Annotated in this window: 19 protein-coding genes and 8 tRNA genes; 1 reads left to right on the forward strand and 26 read right to left on the reverse strand. The window is 37.7% G+C overall.

Translation table 11 applies throughout. From position 1 onward, the window contains the following. Positions 1–2: 2 nt before the first annotated feature. From HCH28_RS13990 to acpS, 20 genes are all read right to left on the reverse strand, one after another. Positions 3–76: transfer RNA gene (locus HCH28_RS13990), tRNA-Gly, on the reverse strand. A 17-nt stretch (positions 77–93) separates the two neighbouring features. Next, a tRNA-Arg gene (locus tag HCH28_RS13995) sits at positions 94–170 on the reverse strand. 18 nt (positions 171–188) lie between these two features. Continuing rightward, positions 189–274 (reverse strand) — tRNA-Leu (locus tag HCH28_RS14000). A gap of 66 nt (positions 275–340) precedes the next feature. Next, positions 341–413 (reverse strand) — tRNA-Lys (locus HCH28_RS14005). Positions 414–428: 15 nt separating this feature from the next. Next, a tRNA-Gln gene (locus tag HCH28_RS14010) sits at positions 429–503 on the reverse strand. 5 nt (positions 504–508) lie between these two features. Next, a tRNA-Asp gene (locus HCH28_RS14015) sits at positions 509–584 on the reverse strand. Between the two features lie 30 nt (positions 585–614). Further along, a tRNA-Glu gene (locus tag HCH28_RS14020) sits at positions 615–686 on the reverse strand. 1 nt (position 687) lies between these two features. Then, positions 688–764, reverse strand: a tRNA-Asn gene (locus HCH28_RS14025). A 91-nt stretch (positions 765–855) separates the two neighbouring features. Beyond that, positions 856–1317, reverse strand: coding sequence for a SprT family protein (locus tag HCH28_RS14030; RefSeq protein ID WP_053996974.1), 462 nt, complete (start codon positions 1315–1317; stop codon positions 856–858). A 67-nt stretch (positions 1318–1384) separates the two neighbouring features. Then, the gene (locus HCH28_RS14035) at positions 1385–3556 is read right to left on the reverse strand and encodes a Tex family protein (protein ID WP_370635380.1); all 2172 of its coding nucleotides are present in this window, start codon (positions 3554–3556) and stop codon (positions 1385–1387) included. 135 nt (positions 3557–3691) lie between these two features. Next, positions 3692–4477: an RNA polymerase sigma factor SigB gene (gene sigB, locus HCH28_RS14040; protein ID WP_221681407.1), complete on the reverse strand. Its 786-nt coding sequence runs from the start codon at positions 4475–4477 to the stop codon at positions 3692–3694. After that, on the reverse strand, positions 4455–4925 hold the full coding sequence (rsbW, locus tag HCH28_RS14045; RefSeq protein WP_016993413.1) for an anti-sigma B factor RsbW: 471 nt from the start codon (positions 4923–4925) through the stop codon (positions 4455–4457). The genes sigB and rsbW overlap by 23 nt, the downstream gene beginning before the upstream one ends. Then, a complete protein-coding gene (locus HCH28_RS14050; protein WP_004232057.1) occupies positions 4925–5257 on the reverse strand; it encodes an STAS domain-containing protein in 333 nt (110 codons plus the stop codon). The genes rsbW and HCH28_RS14050 overlap by 1 nt, the downstream gene beginning before the upstream one ends. 63 nt (positions 5258–5320) lie before the next feature. Further along, positions 5321–6271 carry a PP2C family protein-serine/threonine phosphatase gene (locus HCH28_RS14055; RefSeq protein WP_255601420.1) on the reverse strand — a complete coding sequence of 317 codons (951 nt, stop codon included), beginning with the start codon at positions 6269–6271 and terminating at the stop codon, positions 5321–5323. A 58-nt stretch (positions 6272–6329) separates the two neighbouring features. Then, a complete protein-coding gene (locus tag HCH28_RS14060; RefSeq protein ID WP_221681409.1) occupies positions 6330–6731 on the reverse strand; it encodes an anti-sigma regulatory factor in 402 nt (133 codons plus the stop codon). 360 nt (positions 6732–7091) lie between these two features. Beyond that, on the reverse strand, positions 7092–7442 hold the full coding sequence (locus HCH28_RS14065) for a type II toxin-antitoxin system PemK/MazF family toxin (RefSeq protein WP_004232054.1): 351 nt from the start codon (positions 7440–7442) through the stop codon (positions 7092–7094). A 4-nt stretch (positions 7443–7446) separates the two neighbouring features. Continuing rightward, positions 7447–7710, reverse strand: a complete 264-nt coding sequence (locus HCH28_RS14070; protein ID WP_004232053.1) for a hypothetical protein — start codon at positions 7708–7710, stop codon at positions 7447–7449. A 300-nt stretch (positions 7711–8010) separates the two neighbouring features. Further along, positions 8011–9132, reverse strand: coding sequence for an alanine racemase (gene alr / locus HCH28_RS14075; protein WP_221681410.1), 1122 nt, complete (start codon positions 9130–9132; stop codon positions 8011–8013). 179 nt (positions 9133–9311) lie between these two features. Continuing rightward, positions 9312–10370 (reverse strand): LolA family protein, encoded by a 1059-nt coding sequence (locus HCH28_RS14080; RefSeq protein WP_221681411.1) that lies wholly within the window; start codon positions 10368–10370, stop codon positions 9312–9314. Between the two features lie 124 nt (positions 10371–10494). After that, entirely contained in the window at positions 10495–10848 is a 354-nt protein-coding gene (gene acpS / locus HCH28_RS14085; protein WP_221681412.1) for a holo-ACP synthase, read from the reverse strand. Positions 10849–10913: 65 nt separating this feature from the next. On the opposite strand from acpS, the gene HCH28_RS14090 reads away from it, so the two are divergent. Next, on the forward strand, positions 10914–11537 hold the full coding sequence (locus HCH28_RS14090; RefSeq protein WP_221681413.1) for a rhomboid family intramembrane serine protease: 624 nt from the start codon (positions 10914–10916) through the stop codon (positions 11535–11537). Positions 11538–11597: 60 nt separating this feature from the next. On the opposite strand, the gene HCH28_RS14095 is transcribed toward HCH28_RS14090, so the two are convergent. From HCH28_RS14095 to HCH28_RS14120, 6 genes are all read right to left on the reverse strand, one after another. After that, positions 11598–12173 carry a GNAT family N-acetyltransferase gene (locus tag HCH28_RS14095; protein WP_054549589.1) on the reverse strand — a complete coding sequence of 192 codons (576 nt, stop codon included), beginning with the start codon at positions 12171–12173 and terminating at the stop codon, positions 11598–11600. Between the two features lie 111 nt (positions 12174–12284). After that, on the reverse strand, positions 12285–13751 hold the full coding sequence (locus HCH28_RS14100) for a PH domain-containing protein (protein ID WP_221681414.1): 1467 nt from the start codon (positions 13749–13751) through the stop codon (positions 12285–12287). Further along, entirely contained in the window at positions 13744–14223 is a 480-nt protein-coding gene (locus HCH28_RS14105) for a PH domain-containing protein (RefSeq protein ID WP_221681415.1), read from the reverse strand. Before HCH28_RS14105 ends, HCH28_RS14100 begins: the two co-directional genes overlap by 8 nt. 136 nt (positions 14224–14359) lie before the next feature. Continuing rightward, on the reverse strand, positions 14360–15883 hold the full coding sequence (gene cshA / locus HCH28_RS14110) for a degradosome RNA helicase CshA (RefSeq protein WP_221681416.1): 1524 nt from the start codon (positions 15881–15883) through the stop codon (positions 14360–14362). Positions 15884–16235: 352 nt separating this feature from the next. Next, positions 16236–16928 (reverse strand): alpha/beta hydrolase, encoded by a 693-nt coding sequence (locus HCH28_RS14115; RefSeq protein WP_221681417.1) that lies wholly within the window; start codon positions 16926–16928, stop codon positions 16236–16238. A 75-nt stretch (positions 16929–17003) separates the two neighbouring features. Continuing rightward, a complete protein-coding gene (locus HCH28_RS14120; RefSeq protein WP_221681418.1) occupies positions 17004–18371 on the reverse strand; it encodes a UDP-N-acetylmuramoyl-tripeptide--D-alanyl-D-alanine ligase in 1368 nt (455 codons plus the stop codon). Between the last annotated feature and the right edge of the window lie 8 nt (positions 18372–18379).

The raw sequence follows: 18379 nt of genomic DNA on the forward strand, positions 1-18379 counted from the left end.
TTTGGAGCGGGTGATGAGAATCGAACTCACGACATCAGCTTGGAAGGCTGAGGTTTTACCATTAAACTACACCCGCATATATTTTCTTAAAAATGGCGCGCCCGGCAGGAGTCGAACCCACAACCTTCTGATCCGTAGTCAGACGCTCTATCCAATTGAGCTACGGGCGCATATGAAATTAATTGACTTGGTGCGGCCGAGAGGACTTGAACCTCCACGGGGTTGCCCCCACTAGGCCCTCAACCTAGCGCGTCTGCCGTTCCGCCACGACCGCATTCGATTAGTAACTTTTTTATTATACTATGATAATTCGAAAAGTCAACTCTTTTTCTTAAAGAGATGAGCCATGAAGGACTCGAACCTTCGACCCTCTGATTAAAAGTCAGATGCTCTACCAACTGAGCTAATGGCTCGAATTAAGAAATGAATGGCTGGGGTACTAGGATTCGAACCTAGGCATGACGGAATCAAAATCCGTTGCCTTACCGCTTGGCTATACCCCAATAAGTGGCGGTCCCGACCGGGATCGAACCGGCGATCTCCTGCGTGACAGGCAGGCATGTTAACCGCTACACCACGGGACCAAAATATTATATAAATTAAATTATGAAAAATGACCCCTACGGGATTCGAACCCGTGTTACCGCCGTGAAAGGGCGGTGTCTTAACCACTTGACCAAGGGGCCATGGCTCCGAAGGCAGGACTCGAACCTGCGACAACCTGATTAACAGTCAGGTGCTACTACCAACTGAGCTACTTCGGAATAATTCATGTTATGTTGTCGCCGTTATCTTGTCGACTTTTACTATTATAGGGACAACTCAACAAAACGTCAACTATTTTTCAAACTTTTTTTACTCCACTAATTTTAATTTCCCCAAACACTTACTGCAACAATACTTTTCAACATTCATTTTTATTTTCCGTATATATAATTGGTGGCAATTGACACAAGTATATGTATAGCGTCGTCGCTGTTTTTTAACTGTAGCTTTAGGGACATGTAAAACTGCACAAAATCGGGGGGCATCTACTTTCCTTAATAATTCTCTAAAATCTTTATCTCGATGCTGATACCCTTTACCTTCAATATGTAGGTGATAATGGCATAATTCGTGTAAAACAATACCTTGAATTTCCTCCAAACCATATAACTCATAGGCTTTAGGATTAATCTCAATATTATGGGATTGTAAAAGATATCGTCCTCCCGTTGAACGTAATCTCGCATTAAAGTAGGCTTGATGCAGAAATGGCCTCTGAAAGTTTTCTAAAGATAAGCGACGAACAAGCTCTTGTAATTCTTGATTGTCCATAGTAATCACCTCTAACAACAAGAATACCACACTGCGTAGTATAGACAGTGTGGCAAAAATTTAGTACTCAAACTAATACTTGATTTTTAGGTGGAAGCATCGTTAAAGAGATACGTCCTTTCGTTACATCTATTTGTTCAACCCAGACAGTTACAATATCCCCAAGCGCCACAACTTCTAATGGATGCTTAATACGTTTATTTTGGAGTTTAGAAATATGCACAAGTCCATCTTGCTTCACGCCAATGTCAACAAATGCGCCGAAATCTACTACATTTCTTACCGTTCCCTGCAATTCCATACCTACTTTTAAATCTTCCATTTTTAATACATCAGTCTTAAGCAATGGTTGTGGGAATGCATCACGTGGGTCACGACTAGGTTTCATTAAAGTATCCACGATATCTTGAATTGTCACGACTCCTACTCCAAGCACATCACTTAACTTTTGGATATTTAGTGCTGCAATAGCTTCCTCTGCCTTCTGTGTCCCTAACTCTTTTTTATCTATTTGAGCCTCTGCTAATATTTGCTCAGCAAGAGCATAGCTCTCAGGGTGAATACCTGTAGCATCAAACGGATTTTTTGCTTCTGGGACACGTAGGAAACCAATAGCTTGTTCATACGTTTTGGCGCCTAACCTTGGAATCTTCTTTAATTGCGCACGTGTAGTAAATTGACCATTTTCCTCTCGCGTCTTTACGATATTCTCCGCAACAGTTTTTGATAGACCAGAAACGTATTGTAAGAGTGATGATGAAGCCGTATTTACATCAACACCAACTTGGTTAACAGCAGTTTCTACTATAAAAGATAGTGATTCATTTAATTTTTTTTGAGAAACATCATGCTGATACTGACCTACACCCACAGCTTTTGGTTCAATTTTCACTAACTCTGATAAAGGATCCTGTAAGCGACGTGCAATGGAGACAGCACTACGTTGTTCAACCTGTAAATCAGGAAATTCTGTACGTGCAATTTCAGACGCTGAATAAACAGATGCCCCCGCTTCATTGACAATCACATAGGCTATTTCAGTAGTAAGCTCGTTTAATACATCCGCGATAAATTGTTCTGTCTCTCGAGATGCTGTACCATTACCAATGGCAATTATACTTATTGGATACTTTGCCAAAATTCCTTTTACAATAGCTTTGGATTTTGCTACATCTGGTTTCGGTGGATGTGGGTAAATAGCTGTAACCTCAAGCATTTTCCCAGTTTCATCTACAACTGCTAGCTTGCAACCTGTACGGTAAGCTGGATCAACCCCTAAAACATATTTACCTTTCATAGGTGGCTGTAGCAATAGGTTACGTAAATTTTCGGAAAAAATATGAATAGCCTGTGCCTCAGCTTTTTCTGTAAGCTCGTTTCGTAATTCCCTTTCAATTGAAGGCTGAATTAAACGCTTGTACGAATCCTCGATTGCTAGTTTAACTTCTGCAATAGCAGGAGACGAACCAGTTGCAGGTATCCATTCTTTCCACATAATCATTAATACTCGGTCCACCGGCACATGAATAGAAACCTTTAAGATTTCTTCTTTCTCTCCTCGGTTTATCGCTAAAATACGGTGTGGTACAATGCGACTAACAGGCTCTTCATATGCGTAATACATTTCAAAAACATTTTTCTTGTCGATTTCTGTATTTTTCACAGACGTCACAAGAATTCCATCTTTCCATGAATAAGCTCGGATTTTTTCACGAATAGAGGCATCGTCCGCAAAGCGTTCTGCTAATATATCTCGAGCTCCTAATAGGGCTTCTTCCGTATTGGCAACTTGTTCATTGTCCACAAAGTCAGTTGCTAATTGCTCTAATGCATCATCACTAAATGCTAATAAGAGATCTGCAAGAGGCTCTAAACCTTTCTCTTTTGCAATCGTCGCCTTTGTACGTCGTTTTTGCTTATAAGGTCTATATAAATCCTCAACACGTTGTAAGATTGTTGCAGAAAGAATAGCCTGCTCTAATTCTGGTGTAAGCTTTTCTTGCTCTTGGATTAATCGTATAACTTCTTCTTTTCGTTGTTCAAGTTGCTGTATGTAGTGATAACGATCTTCTACAGCTTTAATTTGCACCTCATCGAGTGATCCTGTAACCTCTTTTCGATAGCGCGCAATAAATGGTACCGTATTTCCCTCTTCTAATAAGTTAATTACAGCCTCTACTTGCCCTGGTTTGACTGTTACATCCTTTGCAATGAGCTGTAACATTTGCTTTTGCTCCACATCATCACTACCTTTTTCTTTTCATTTTACCATTACACTTTACTAAAAATGCAAAAAAATAGTCTACTCAGACGAATATGAGTAGACTATTTCCATTCACTTTAAAGGTATTTTTCATTAAACACCCACGAAAGATTAGAGCGAAACACCGCCACTTGCTAGAATAGCCTCTTGTAATTTCTTTATTGCTTTCCTTTGTATCCTCGATACATGCATTTGAGAAATCCCTAATCGTTCTCCAGCTTCTTTTTGACTAAGTTGCTCTAGATATGTAAGCTGAATAATTTGTTTTTCCCTCTCATTCAAAACGACCAGCGCATCTTGAACAATCATTCGTTTATTTGTCATTTCATAGCCATCGTCTTCCCTGCCTAAAATATCGAATAACGTGACTGTACTACCGTCTGAGTCTGACTCTATCGAATGGTCCATAGAAAGAGCTTGATAACTACGGCTCATTTCCATAGCTTCGAGTACCTCTTCTTCTGCTACTTCTAATCGTTCAGCAATATCTTTAATGGATGGAGAACGCTGCAACTCACTTGTCAGCGCCTCCACCGTTGATTTAATCCTCGGCCCAAGTTCCTTTATACGTCTAGGCACATGCACATCCCATGTTTTATCACGTAAAAAACGTTTGATTTCCCCAACAATTGTTGGCACCGCAAAAGCTTCAAAACTACGACCAACATTCGGATCAAAACGTCTTATTGCACCTAACAATCCCAGCATCCCTACTTGAACAATATCATCATAATAAGATTTACCATTCGAATATTTACGAGCTATAGATTCAACTAGATATCGATAATGAATCACTAAATTGGTTTGTGCTTCATCATCCTCTGTTGACTGGTACAATTCAATCCACTTAAGTACATCTTCTTTAGATGAAGATTTATGTAGTGATTCTTTCGACATTTTTCTCCACCTGCTCCCTAGTGACATACTTTGTCATGAAGACAGTTACGCCACCATCGTTATTGATCATCACCTCATCCATCAAAGTTTCCATTAAATAAAGCCCCAAACCACCTTCTCTTAGCCCTGCAATACTTTCTTCAGGATGATACGGCCCAATCTTAGATTTAATCTCTTCAAAATTAAAACTATTGCCGTAATCTGCAATCATCATTTCCATTTTATTGTCATACAGCGCACACCCGATGACAATTTCACCCTCTTCTTCGTCTTTATAAGCATGGTGAACAACATTTGTCACAGCCTCACTTGCTGCAATTTTTAAATCTTCAATATCATCATAATTAAAACCAATCCTACTCGCTAAGCCCGAGACAGTTAATCGAATGACACTGACAAATTGCGGTTTAGCAGGAACTCTAATTTCAATATAGTCAAATTCCTTCATTATCTTAATTCCACCTTTTTATCAGTTTCGATATCCATCAAATCACTAAGACCAGTAATTTCAAATAATCTTTGTAACCTATTCGATAAACCAACGAGCTTTACTTTACCATTTTCACGTAATGCTCTCTTATAAAAGGCAACAAAAATCCCAAGCCCTGTACTATCCATGTAATTTACCTTTGATAAATCAAGTTCAATTTCTAAACCCTCTGTAATCTTTACAGCTTCTAATTCCTCTCGTAATCCTGAAGCAGTAAACGTATCAATCTCACCCTCAACAAAGCCAAATAATTTATGATCAATTTCTTTAAAATGTATCGTTACGTCCATACAGCACACCTCCACCATATTTGTTAGACTATTTTCTGTACCCTGTTCAATTAAAACTTAAACCTATTTTTTTAAAATAACTACAGTAAAATCATCAAATAGTTTAAAATTTTGCACTCTCTCTATTTCCTTATAAAGGAGCTGACACAATTGCTGGGCAGATAAATGTCTATTTTCCTTTATTAAAGTTGTGATTACCTCTCGCGAATTTAATTCCTCTTTCACTCTAAATTCTGTCACACCGTCGGTCATCATAATAATCAAATCATTTTCTTCTAAAACAATTTCATGAAACGTATAGTTTGTTTCAGACAATACACCCAGTAGTAAACCTTTAGCCTCTAAGGTAAAGAACTGATCGTTCTTTGCACTATAATGTAAAGCTGGTTCATGGCCTGCCGAAGCATAAGAAAAAATGTTTTGCTCTACATCTAAGCAACCATAAAACATCGAAACAAACATACTGTCATCCACACCTTTTTCTATTACCCTATTAATAACTTCTAAAACATATGAGGGATCTTTATATGCATATACCAATGTTTCAAGTCCATATTTCACCATCGACATACATAAAGCAGCAGGAACTCCTTTACCGACAACATCTGTCACAGCCACACTCAAATATTCTTCTCCATCATGAAAAAAATGTACATAATCGCCGTTCATTTTTCGAATAGGTACTGAAATCATACCTATATCAATATTTTGCATATTCGGCACATAAGTTTTCAATAATGTTTTTTGGATGTTTGTCGCTATTTTCATTTCCATTTCATATTCAGCTTGCTTTTGAAGTAAACTTTGATGCTCTCTATGTGCCATTCCATAATGCACCATTACTTCAATCAAAAAATCATAAGCAGGCTGTGAGTCGTTCATTTGATTCGGAAATATTTGTTCTACAGCATTTTTATGAATGCTAATAACATCCTCGGGAGAGATATTTTTTTGAATTAACTGACGTGTGAAGTTCTGAGCGATATATAAATTTCTTTCTGTTTGGTTGACCATATAATCTGCTAATATTTTTTTATACTGAGCTTCTAATTGTTTCAGTTTTCTTCACGTCCTAACGCAACCATTTTTCCGCTCTTATTGTTGTTCCCTCTCCAATGACAGATTGAATATCTAAACTATCCATCAATCGTTTAACACCTGGCAAACCAGCACCTAGCCCCCCCGAGGTGGAATAACCATCCTCCATTACTTTACGAACATCTTTAATACCAGGCCCTTGATCTATTGCAACAACAACTATTTTCTTTTCAGTATCCGCCTCAACCCTTTCAATTTCTATGACGCCTTTACTTGCATATAAATATATATTTCGTGCTAATTCACTAATTGCCGTGGTGATGCGGGCTTGATCAACAGTGCCAAATCCAAGTGCTTTTGCTTCATTGCGCCCCAGTTGTCTAGCTGCAACAATATCCCACTCTGTAATAATTTCAACCGAAGACCTATATGTCACTGCTGTCCCTCCATTTCTTTTGGAGTTATACTCTAACACTTTTATTCAACCTGCTTGCCATAATTTAAGTTGAATTAATCGCCTCTATAAATGGAATATTCTATGTAGATTTTCATATACCTTTTAAGAATTTTTTCAAAAATCTATTTTTATTAAAAATCTTGTGTATATCTTAAAGCTTTTTGTAACATTTATCAATTACACCTTGGCTTAATTATTTCAGGCACTTCATCTTTCGTAGCAAAATCGTTTGCTGAACAAGATCTATAGTAATCCAAATTATAGTAAATACATTTCAGCATATAAGACAAAAAAGCATCGAGATTTCATAATCTCGATGCTTCTATACACATATGTATATCAAAATTTAACTAGACCTAAACTAATCATCAACGCACCATCAACTTTTTCCATCACAGCATGATCAAGTTGCGTAATACGATCCGTCAATCTTGACTTATCAATTGTTCGCACTTGTTCTAGCAAAATAACCGAATCACGTTCAAAACCATACTTTTCAGCATTGATTTCAACGTGTGTCGGTAACTTTGCCTTTTGAATCTGTGCAGTGATAGCTGCGATGATGACAGTCGGACTAAATCGATTGCCAATATCATTTTGAATAATCAGCACCGGCCTAGTGCCTCCTTGTTCAGAACCTATTACCGGTGATAAGTCTGCAAAAAAAACGTCACCACGTTTTACATTCAAAGTGTCATCCCCCGCTAACGAGACGCTCCACCATATGTTGTGCTTCATACTCTGCATGCAAGCATTCGCTCGCAATCATTAAATTAATATGAGACATTTCAACATATCCTTTAATCATAGCTTCCCGTATTTGATTTGGTTGCTCCTGCATTAAATTTTTGCGCGCCAAAATACGCACAAAAGATTCACCTTCAATTACTTCCTTTGTTTGTAGAAATAGTCTGTCTTGAACAGCAATTGTAGCTTCTCTTAACTTTTTCTCGTACACAGCAAGCACCTCCAACGGAACCATACACTTTTCATTACTTCTCATTCTATCATTGAAAGATATTGTTGAAAAGACATGAAATGACAAAATATCTGACAATTTGAAGTACAAATTGTAAAAATATGTTGGTTGTCGAAGGTATATGCTGAATAATTATTATTGCAATGTGTTTCCAAATATGACTCATTACTATGTTTTGGAAAAGAAATAAGTTCTCCAGTGCTAATTTATTTACCAAATTCAACTTGGAACATTGCTCATGACATTACATTGAGATTTGACTAATTCTAATGAAAATAACTAAAGATATATTCTAGGAACTCTTGTTGTTATAATGCATGGTATTTCATAATTAATTGTTTCGAGCTTTGTTGCCCATTCATCGATCGATACGCCAGTATTCCCTTGCCGACCAATGAGTGTTACCTTCTCACCTATATCATATGCTTTTGGTAGGGCAACCATACATTGGTCCATACAAATTCGTCCAACAATCGGCATTCTTTTTCCGTCAATTAAAACCTCTTGCCCACCTAACTTGCGAATCACACCATCTGCATAGCCTATTGGAATTGTTCCTATCCACATATCTGTCGGGGCAACATATGTAGCTCCATAGCCAACTGGATCACCTGATTTTATTTGCTTTACATGAACAAGTTCACTTTCAAGCGAGAACGCTGGTAACAAAGGAAAAGGTAAAATACTTTTCACATATGCAGAAGGTGATAATCCATACATTGAAATACCAAATCTAACAGCATCATATTGTAAATGCGGATCTTTTACTAATGAGGCTGCTGTATTAGATGCATGAACAAGTCGCGGCTTATTAGGTATTACAGCTAAACATTTCTCAAAAAATTGTACCTGTTGATCAAAATGTAGCGTATCCTCTTCATCAGCTGTCGCAAAGTGTGTAAATATTCCATCCAGCTCCATGTTATCTGTAGACTGTATTGTTTGATAGAGCTCTAATAATTCCTGCTCTGAGCGAATACCTATTCTACCCATTCCGCTATCTATTTTTATATGAAGTCGTAAAGGAAGCGCTTCATCCACTAAAAGAGAAGCAGCTTGCTGCATCCAATCATCGGCAAATGCCGTAAGTATAATACGTTGTTGCGCTGCATAAGGAGCAAATGAAACTGGAGATGCACCTAATATTAATATGTCTGGTTCTTCAAAATGTGCTCGAATATGTAATGCCTCATCGGGCGTTGCCACTGCAAGTACTGTGGCACCAGCTTCAAGAGCTGCCCGTGCAACGGCTACATCTCCATGACCATACGCATTTGCTTTTACTACAGCGATAATTTGAACATTAGGTCGTAAAAATTCTTTTAAGTTTTTTACATTTTGTTGAATTGCTTGTAAGTCTATTATTGCTTTGGTTGGACGAAAAAACTGCTGTGTCTTCATAAGAATACCCTCTTTATTTTTAATTAAAACATTATGTAGGACATACATGTTGCAAAGTATGTCAATTTAGCTTGTACACACAAAGTTTTAGCTTTCGCATGAGCCTATACTTTATAAGGTTCATTTTAATTATCAATAAGCTACAGCCTCCGTATTCCAGAAGGCTGTAGCCAGAAAAGTTACTTCATACTACTTATCGTCATAGATGTAGCAACTTCAATCATTTCTTCTCGCGTTAATTTACTTGATGCTACAAAGAATTCAACGCCATCTTTTTCCCAACTAATTGATGTATCTGTAATAGCACCAATTGTATAGCCTAAATCAACTGGATCACCAGGTGACGATACAGGTAACATTGAATTTTCCTTCATTACTGGTTGCTGCATAACAGTAAATGCCTTCTCACCTTCGTATGTTAAGATTACTCGTTCCATTCCACTTTCCTGCACAACTTTTTCATTCGCTAATTGTGCCCAATTTACAACAGGATAATGTGTTTGGAATTCTTGATATTCAACTTCTGCTCCAACAGCTTCCTTATCCTCATTATCTTCTTGCCCTTCTTTTTCGGCAGGTGTAGCTTGTTCACCTTTCGTGTTATCTTTATCAGTGAATTGCTCAACTGCATACTCTTTTGCAGCATGTTGTACACCTAGCTTAATTTTCTTAAATGTGATTTTGATTTGCTCTTCTTTCACATCATTCATAATAACTACTGAGGTTGGCAATAAAGTCTTCTTATCTACTGTTATAACCTGATGTGGCATACTGTTCTTATAGCTATTTCTAGTAGCCGCTTCAAATATATATGCTTTTTCTTCTTCTTTCATGACAAGATTTTTATCTTCTGCTAAATCTTCTGCTAGCGCTCCAATTAAGTACGCCTGACTATTTTTCTTTGGCCAATCACTTTGGAATTTATACATTTTGTTTAATGTCGGTGTTACGACAAAAACACCATCAGCATTACGTACAATCATTTGAGAAACATCTTTCCCACTTTCAACTACTTCTACTCGATAGAAATCAGGTTTTGTGTGCCATACTGTTACATCATAATTTCTTGGTTCCCCACCCGATTTAATTTCCATCGATGCATTTAATTCATAACCATTCGTCTCTGCCCATTTACCATTCACTTTCTTCAACACTTTTTCCTGTGAGGCTGCACCACATGCCGACAGAAGTAATATCGTACAAAGTAAGACGAGCCATTTAACTATACGGTTGCCCACGCTTTCACCCTTTCTTCTTTCAAATCCACTACGACAATATATGAACCGTATTTGTCAGTTATGTCATTTGAAGAAAGGGCAATATATTTAAATTTACATGCAATCCTTTTAGACAAGTTAAGTACTATTCTAATAAGATTACTTGAGCAGCTGCGTATTGCTTAGAATGCGTAATACTAACAAATCCATTGACAAGTTCATCCTTAAAATATAAAACAGGATTGCCTGCCGCTCCTTTTAATACTTCCATATCATGAAGCTTACAATGTTCCCCAAGCCCTGTTCCCAAAGCTTTCGAAAATGCTTCTTTTGCAGCAAATCGCCCAGCTAAAAATTCTATTTTACGAGTTTCTGAATAACCATCAAATATTTTTTTTTCATTTATCGTTAAAATGCGGTCTTTAAATTTATCTGTTCGTTTCATAGCCTTTGCAATACGATCAATCTCTACAATATCGAGGCCAATTCCCTTAATCATGTGAACCTTCTCCTTTACCTACTTCCAACAAGGCATGTATAATAATTGTAAATTGAGGTGGAGCCATGTTTAGTAGAACGGAAAATTTTAAGCAATATACAAAGTATTACCCTGTTGTTTCAACTTTAATAGCAATAAATCTTACTCTTTATGTACTGTCTCTCATACCCAGCATAGGAACACTTTTGTGGAATTACGGAATCCAAGCAAATTTCCTGATTCAAAGTGGTGAATGGTGGCGTGTTTTCTCTGCCATGTTTTTACATGCAGGTTTTATGCATGTGTTTTTTAATATGTTTTCCTTATATCTCTTTGGACCAGAGCTAGAAAAAATCGCAGGGAAAGCACGTTTCATTACAATTTATTTAGTATCAGGTATTGTAGGCAACATGGCAACCTATATATTCTATGATAGTAGTTATGCGAGTCTTGGTGCAAGTGGGGCTATTTTTGGAATTTTTGGGGCATTTGGGGCATTAGTTTACTATACTCGACGTACAATGCCAATGCTTCGTAAGCTCATTTTACCAATCATCGTCATCAGTGTCATTATGACTTTTCTCCAACCAAATGTGAATGTCTTTGCACATTTAGGCGGTTTAGTAACCGGATTTATCCTTGGACTTGTCTATTTACATCCAAAAAGAATTTTAAATTGGCGAAAACAAAAGATGGCTGGTAGACCTTAACATTAAAAAGAGGAGCTGCTCACCTATAGAGCAGCTCCTCTTTCCTTACAATGACATCCATTATAAAACCACTGTAGCTTCATTTGACATCTTTATTTTTTTCCATTCAGTTGCTGTTAAACCATAAACAACCTGATCTACGTAGTGATCATATAGCCACTCAGCATCCCTTAAACGCCCTTCTTCATGAAAGCCCAATACCTTTGGGATTGTACGACTACGAATATTACCTACTGCAACACGCACTTCTATACGATTTAACTTTAAATAATTAAAGGCAAAATCAATCAATGCTTTCATGGAATTCGTAACGAGCCCCTTTCCTACAAATTCATTCCCTAGCCAGTAGCCAATACTTGTCCATTTATGTTGCCAGTTGATTTGGTGATAACCAATAACACCCGCAAGCTTTCCATCATAGTATATCCCTGCTTGTATGCCATTGTGATCAGCATATTGTTGCATAGCATTTTTTACGAATTGCTCAGTATCCTTTACTGTTTTGACATCATCTACAAAGGGCAACCATTCACGTAATGTATCTCTTGAACGATCAGTTAAAGCGAATAACTCTTCTACATCACTTAAATCCAAAAGCTTTAAATAAGCGCTTTCATTAATGTCATATTTAAACAATGTCTCCACCCCTTTTGTTCTGTTTATTATATTATAAACAGCATCTCTATTTAATTATAGTTAAAAAAGCTAATCCTTCCATAAAATTGAAAGGATTAGCTTTTTAGTTCATTAATGTTCATACCATGTTAAGATCGTCTCGGCATCTTGTTGCTCTAAGCTGGAAACACTCCCTGTTGTACCAGTTGCTCCTGACATGACGGTTGCTTTTACAGACATAACATTCTTTCTTTTTTGAAAGTATGATTGTGTACTTTCAATAGATTGTATTCGCTTCTTCTCCATGATTAACGTAATTCGACTAAACACCCGATACTGCATAGCTAGTTGCTTGCCATCTATTTGATAGCCTGCTGTTCTATGCTGCCAAATACCAAGTAAAATTGTTAATGGAATTAACAGCAACGACAATAGCCCGTATGGATAAAAGAAATAGATAGATGCACCGATAACCGGAACTAGCCAGAAAAAATCAATGCGATAAAAAAATGGTCTTGCCCTTTTTGGTGAGCGAGTAAATGTAGGCTGCCAATTCATATCTGGAAAAAGCTGTTCTAATGTTTGCATACAATCTGGCTTCTTAATAAGTGGAAATAGCGTAATTTTTTTATCATTTCCATTTTCACCGTTACCACCAGCACTTTCAACAACCACTGTAGTAAAGCCTGTTAACTGACGTAATGGATTTTCCACAATACGAATTGCCTGAATTCGATTCAACGGCAAAGTAATACGCTTCTTTTCTAACAGACCTTTTGTGATAATCAACTTTTCTTCCTCAATGCGGACCGTATAATCATAATAATTTATCAGTGTGATGACCACAGATACAATCCAAGCAACGATTAAAACAACCATCACCGTCAATGCCACTAAAAATGCGCCGATTTTCACAAAATCAGCTAACTCATGAAATACAGTTTCATAAGGAATAATATCGGAAAATTGTGAAGCAACTGCTGCAAGACCTGATAACACAACACCAATTCCACCAGATGTTGTTGCTAATACCAGTAAATCTCGCATGGACATATGGTACATCATCGGAGTTGGTATCGCTTCCTCTACTACCTGCACTTGATCCTGTTGTTGAACCGCTTCGTTTTTAGCATGACGCATTTCTAATTCAATAATATCTGCCGCTGCTTTGCGAATGGCTGTCAGCTCAACCTCAGGTTTTCCTCCTTTACTACCAGCAGTCTCCACCTGAACTTTCACTAAACCAAAAATGCGATGAAAAACACCTTCATTGTAATTTAAACTTTGAATACGTTCAAAAGGGATATAACGTTTCTTTTTAACAAATAATCCATATGTCACACGCAATTCCCCATCTTCAAACCAGTAAACAAATGTCCGCCATTTTATGATTCCTCCCACGAACGCAAGAAGTGCTGCAACTCCCCATACACCGAACAGTAAAATGGTTTCAAAAAAATGATCACTACGAAAATTCAAAGAAAAATTAAAGCCGTTACTTATGATAATAATCGCAATTGGTAATATCATACTTTTCAATGCTTTTACACTTGTTATAATTGCAGACACTGGGTGTAAACGATTAATTTCCTTAGACATCATCTTCAGCCACCCTTGCTAAATCAGAAATACGCGCACGCAGTTCGTCTGCTTCATCCATAACAAGTGCAGGAATCGTATGTACAGTTGCAGCTGTAGAAATAGAGATATTACCTAGGTCGTATTTTTTTAATATCGGCCCTTGTGTTGTATCAACATGTTGCACACGTACCATTGGAATTAATGTGCGTTTCATAACAAATAAACCATGTTGTACTTCGATTTCATGCTCTCGAACTTCATAGCGCCATCTTTCCCATCTTATTTTCGGGAAAATAAAAATAGATAATATCGCACTTAGTAATACAATTGCACAGGCTATGAAGTAAATAAATGAAGGCCATTCAAAATAATAAGTACCATAGCTTACAAGTCCTGCTACAACTAACAGCACCAATGTTTGTATGACTCCATATAAACGCCACACTGTTAGCCCTTTACGAGAAATTTGATGAATCGGTTGTGCTCTCATTGTCGTTCCCCCCTCTTTCTTCATTAGGTGTATACGAATTCACTCACCTTTTTGTTTCAACTATAGCCGAAAAAAAACCTTACAGCCATCATGACTGTAAGGTTTACTATAAAAATTAAGTGTAATTTGTCTAAAATTATCCTTCGTGACGTCTTGGAGAACGAGAACGACCTTGTCCACCTTCACGACGTCCGCCTTCACGGCGTCCACCCTCTCGACGGCTACTGCTACTGCGACGCTCTCCACTGCGAGCATTGTCACGACGTCCTCCACCAAAGCTACGGTTTCCGCGGCCACGATCACCGCCACCACGATTATTGCTAGAACGTTCACGACGCATTGGTAATGGACGTTCTTCTGTGATTGTTACTGGTGTATCGTCTGGCTCTCTTGTTAATGAACGTAGAGCAGCTGCAACAACATCGACTGCATCATGATTCTCTAGTAATTCTGCTGCAAATGTGCGGTAATCACCTAAATTGTTATTAGCAATAAGACCTTCCAATGTTTCCACAGCTAAACGTTGTTGACCTTCTAATGCTTCATCCGTTGTTGGTGGGCGAAGAGGTGTCATACGTTTTTTAGTAGTTTCTTCTACAATACGTAAGTAACCCATTTCACGTGGTGTTACAAATGTTACTGCAAGACCTGATTTACCGGCACGACCTGTACGGCCAATACGGTGAACATATGATTCAGGATCTTGAGGAATATCAAAGTTATAAACATGTGTTACACCAGAAATATCAAGTCCACGAGCGGCTACATCAGTCGCAACAAGGATATCGATTTTATTTTCTTTAAACTGACGTAATACTGAGATACGCTTCGCTTGGCTTAAATCACCATGAATACCTTCAGCTAAATAGCCACGAATAGATAGGGCCTGTGCAAGCTCATCTACACGACGTTTTGTACGACCAAATATAATAGCTAGCTCCGGTTGGTGTACATTTAATAAACGAGATAAGACATCGAATTTTTCACGCTCAGCAGACTTAACAAAATATTGATCAATGTTATCAACTGTTAATTCTTTTGCTTTAATTTTTACAATCTCTGGATCACGCATAAATGTTTCTGCAATTTTACGGATTGCTGGTGGCATTGTTGCTGAGAAAAGTAATGTTTGGCGCTCAGAAGGTACGTTTTCTAAGATTGAATTAATATCATCGATAAAGCCCATGTTTAACATTTCATCTGCTTCATCCAATACTAATGTTTGAACATCTTCTAATTTTAACGTACGACGATTTATATGATCAATAATACGACCTGGCGTACCAACAATGATTTGAGGTCTATTTTTCAGTGCACGTATTTGACGGCCAATTTCTTGACCACCGTATACTGATAATAATTTTACGCGTTTGTCATAGCCAATTTTATAAAGCTCTTCTGAAACTTGAATCGCTAACTCACGAGTTGGAGCAATGACTAATGCTTGAATATTAGGGTTTTTTGGATCGATTTTTTCAATTAGTGGAATCCCGAAAGCGGCAGTTTTACCAGTACCTGTCTGTGCTTGACCTAATACATCGCGGCCTTCAATTGCAAAACGAATAGTACCTTCTTGGATTGGTGTTGCTTCTTCAAATCCCATACGCTTTACAGAGCGTAATGTAGATTCGCTAATATTTAATTCTGAAAAATTTGTCAAACTTCTCAATCTCCTTTTTTTCCTTTTAAGTTGACAAATGGTTACATTTTCAGATGAAGTTGTCGGCAAATTCGAGCCTGTGTAGTGGAACGTTTCCGTTACTTAAAAATTTTCTCTACATGATAGTCCATATAGAGCTCTCTTATATGAAAAGGAAAGCCCGGTCTTTACCGAGCGGTTCGATTCTGTCGTAATTTTTCACTTTAGAATAAAACCGTTGTGTTCAAAAAAAAGTACTCTTCAACCAAATATGAAGAGTCTTCGCACAAAATGTATCCATTGCTTATACTAGTCTAACATGGCTTTAAATCCTATGCAACGATAACGCATGAGTCGTAATAATCTGACTACTTTATTTGTCTTTCAAAAACATTAAAACCTGTGGAAACCATTCAGAGCAATCTTCCTCAAAACATATATGATGCTTGCCATTATCAGAAAAATACAAGAATTTGTCTGTAGAGGCTAATTCATCAAAAAGAAATTGAGCTGTATGATAAGGCACTATCCCATCCAACTTCCCCTGCACAATATATACAGGAGTTTGAATATGTCGATAATACGGCTCCACCATTCTTACCAGCTTCATAAATTCTACTGTTGAGGCAAGCGGCACATTGTTAAACTTATGACGGTATCGTAGATAGAGTTCGTTATTAGTCAAATTATGGTGATAGGCTTCAGTAGCTATCATTTTAAAATCTTTGACTAGCTGTTTAGGGCTCACATACTTTGCAGCAGCACTTAGTAATACAAGCTTTTTCACTTTATAGCGTTTAGCTAAATATAGCGCTATAATTCCTCCCATTGAAAAGCCAACAACGATTACCTCGTCAACTTTTTTTGCCAACGATCGGAAAGCTAATTCGGCATCCATCAACCAGTGTTTCGCCTTAAAACCACTCATATGTAATTCTTCACCATGCCCAGACAATGTTGGCTCTTCAATTATCCAATCTGTATGTGAACCTAAATAACTTGTGAATGGCTTCACCTCGTATGGACCACCTGAAAATCCATGAATACATAGTACACCTACTGACAACGTTCTCACCTCATTTAACAAAGATAAACCTACACAAATAAATCGGTGAGCGTTTCTCTCACCGATTCATTGCTACTATGACATAAATTTCTTTAAGATCGTCTCTAATCTCATACCACGTGAGCCTTTAAGTAAAACAATAGATAATTCATTCGCTTGTTTTAGCTTTTCAATAATAGCCGTATAATCATCTTCAGTATACAATAAACGTTCCGCCTCAAAGCGCTCTTCTAATACTTTGTAAAGATATAGCATTCGAGGGCCAAACAAACAGACATAATCAATTTCATCCTCATTAATATGCTCAGCTAGGCTCTCATGGAAGACTTGTTCATTTGGTCCAAGCTCCAGCATATCTCCTAACACAAGCCATTTTTCAGGTCGAATAGTTGATGTAGCCATAAATTGAATGGCAGCTTTTACGGAGGTTGGTGCTGCATTATAGGCATCATTGATAAATAGAGCGCCATTCGTTCCTAGTACCTGTTGCATCCTCATATCTGTTAATACGACATGCTCTAAGGATGTACGTATTTGTTCATTGCTTAAACCAAGCTTATGAGAAATTAACATTGCCACAAGTGTATTTTTCACTTGATGCTTGCCAAGCACTGAAATAAAGAAATCACCCTCTATCATACCGTGTGTAGTGAAGTGGCTGCCATCAGCGTTAGCATGAATATTGTCTGCGTATAAAAGATTATTGGGTTCTAACCCGAACGGTACTGACTGTAAGTGCTGTTCCTTTGCCACTAATTCTTGGAGCAAAGGTTCATCACCATCATAGAATAATAGACCATCATTTTGCATTCCTTGAATAATTTCAAACTTTGCTTTTGCAATACCAGCACGAGACCCCAAATCCTGCATATGGGCCTCACCAATGTTGGTAATAACCGTCATATGTGGACGAGCGAGCTTCGTTAAAAACTCAATTTCACCAAATCCACTCATGCCCATCTCAAGGACAGCCACATCTGTATCTTCATCAAGCTGTAAGATAGTAATGGGCAGGCCCAATTGATTATTAAAGTTCCCGATCGTTTTTTGTACTTTAAAGAATGGCGCTAGTGTTCCCGCTAATATATCCTTTGTTGATGTCTTACCATTTGAACCTGTAATGCCTATAAATTTTGCTTTATGTTCATTACGATATGCTCTAGCCATTTCTTGCAAAGCTAATTCTGGATCATCCACAAACAACAAAGGGTAACCTTCTGGTGGGTTCGGCTCATCCTTTTGCCAAAGAGAAGCTCCGGCACCTTTCTCAAATGCCTGCATTACAAACTTGTGCCCATTTGTATGCTCACCACGAAACGGAACAAATAGGTCTCCTTGTTGAATTGTTCTTGTATCAATAGAAATTCCTGACACAACAGTGTCACCAAAAGCCGCCATATCCTCATTTAACCATGCAGCTAATTGTTTTAAAGTTTTTTTCACGATAATCC

This window comes from Lysinibacillus sp. K60 (genome assembly GCF_019731275.1).
In the GTDB taxonomy this organism is placed as follows: domain Bacteria; phylum Bacillota; class Bacilli; order Bacillales_A; family Planococcaceae; genus Lysinibacillus; species Lysinibacillus capsici.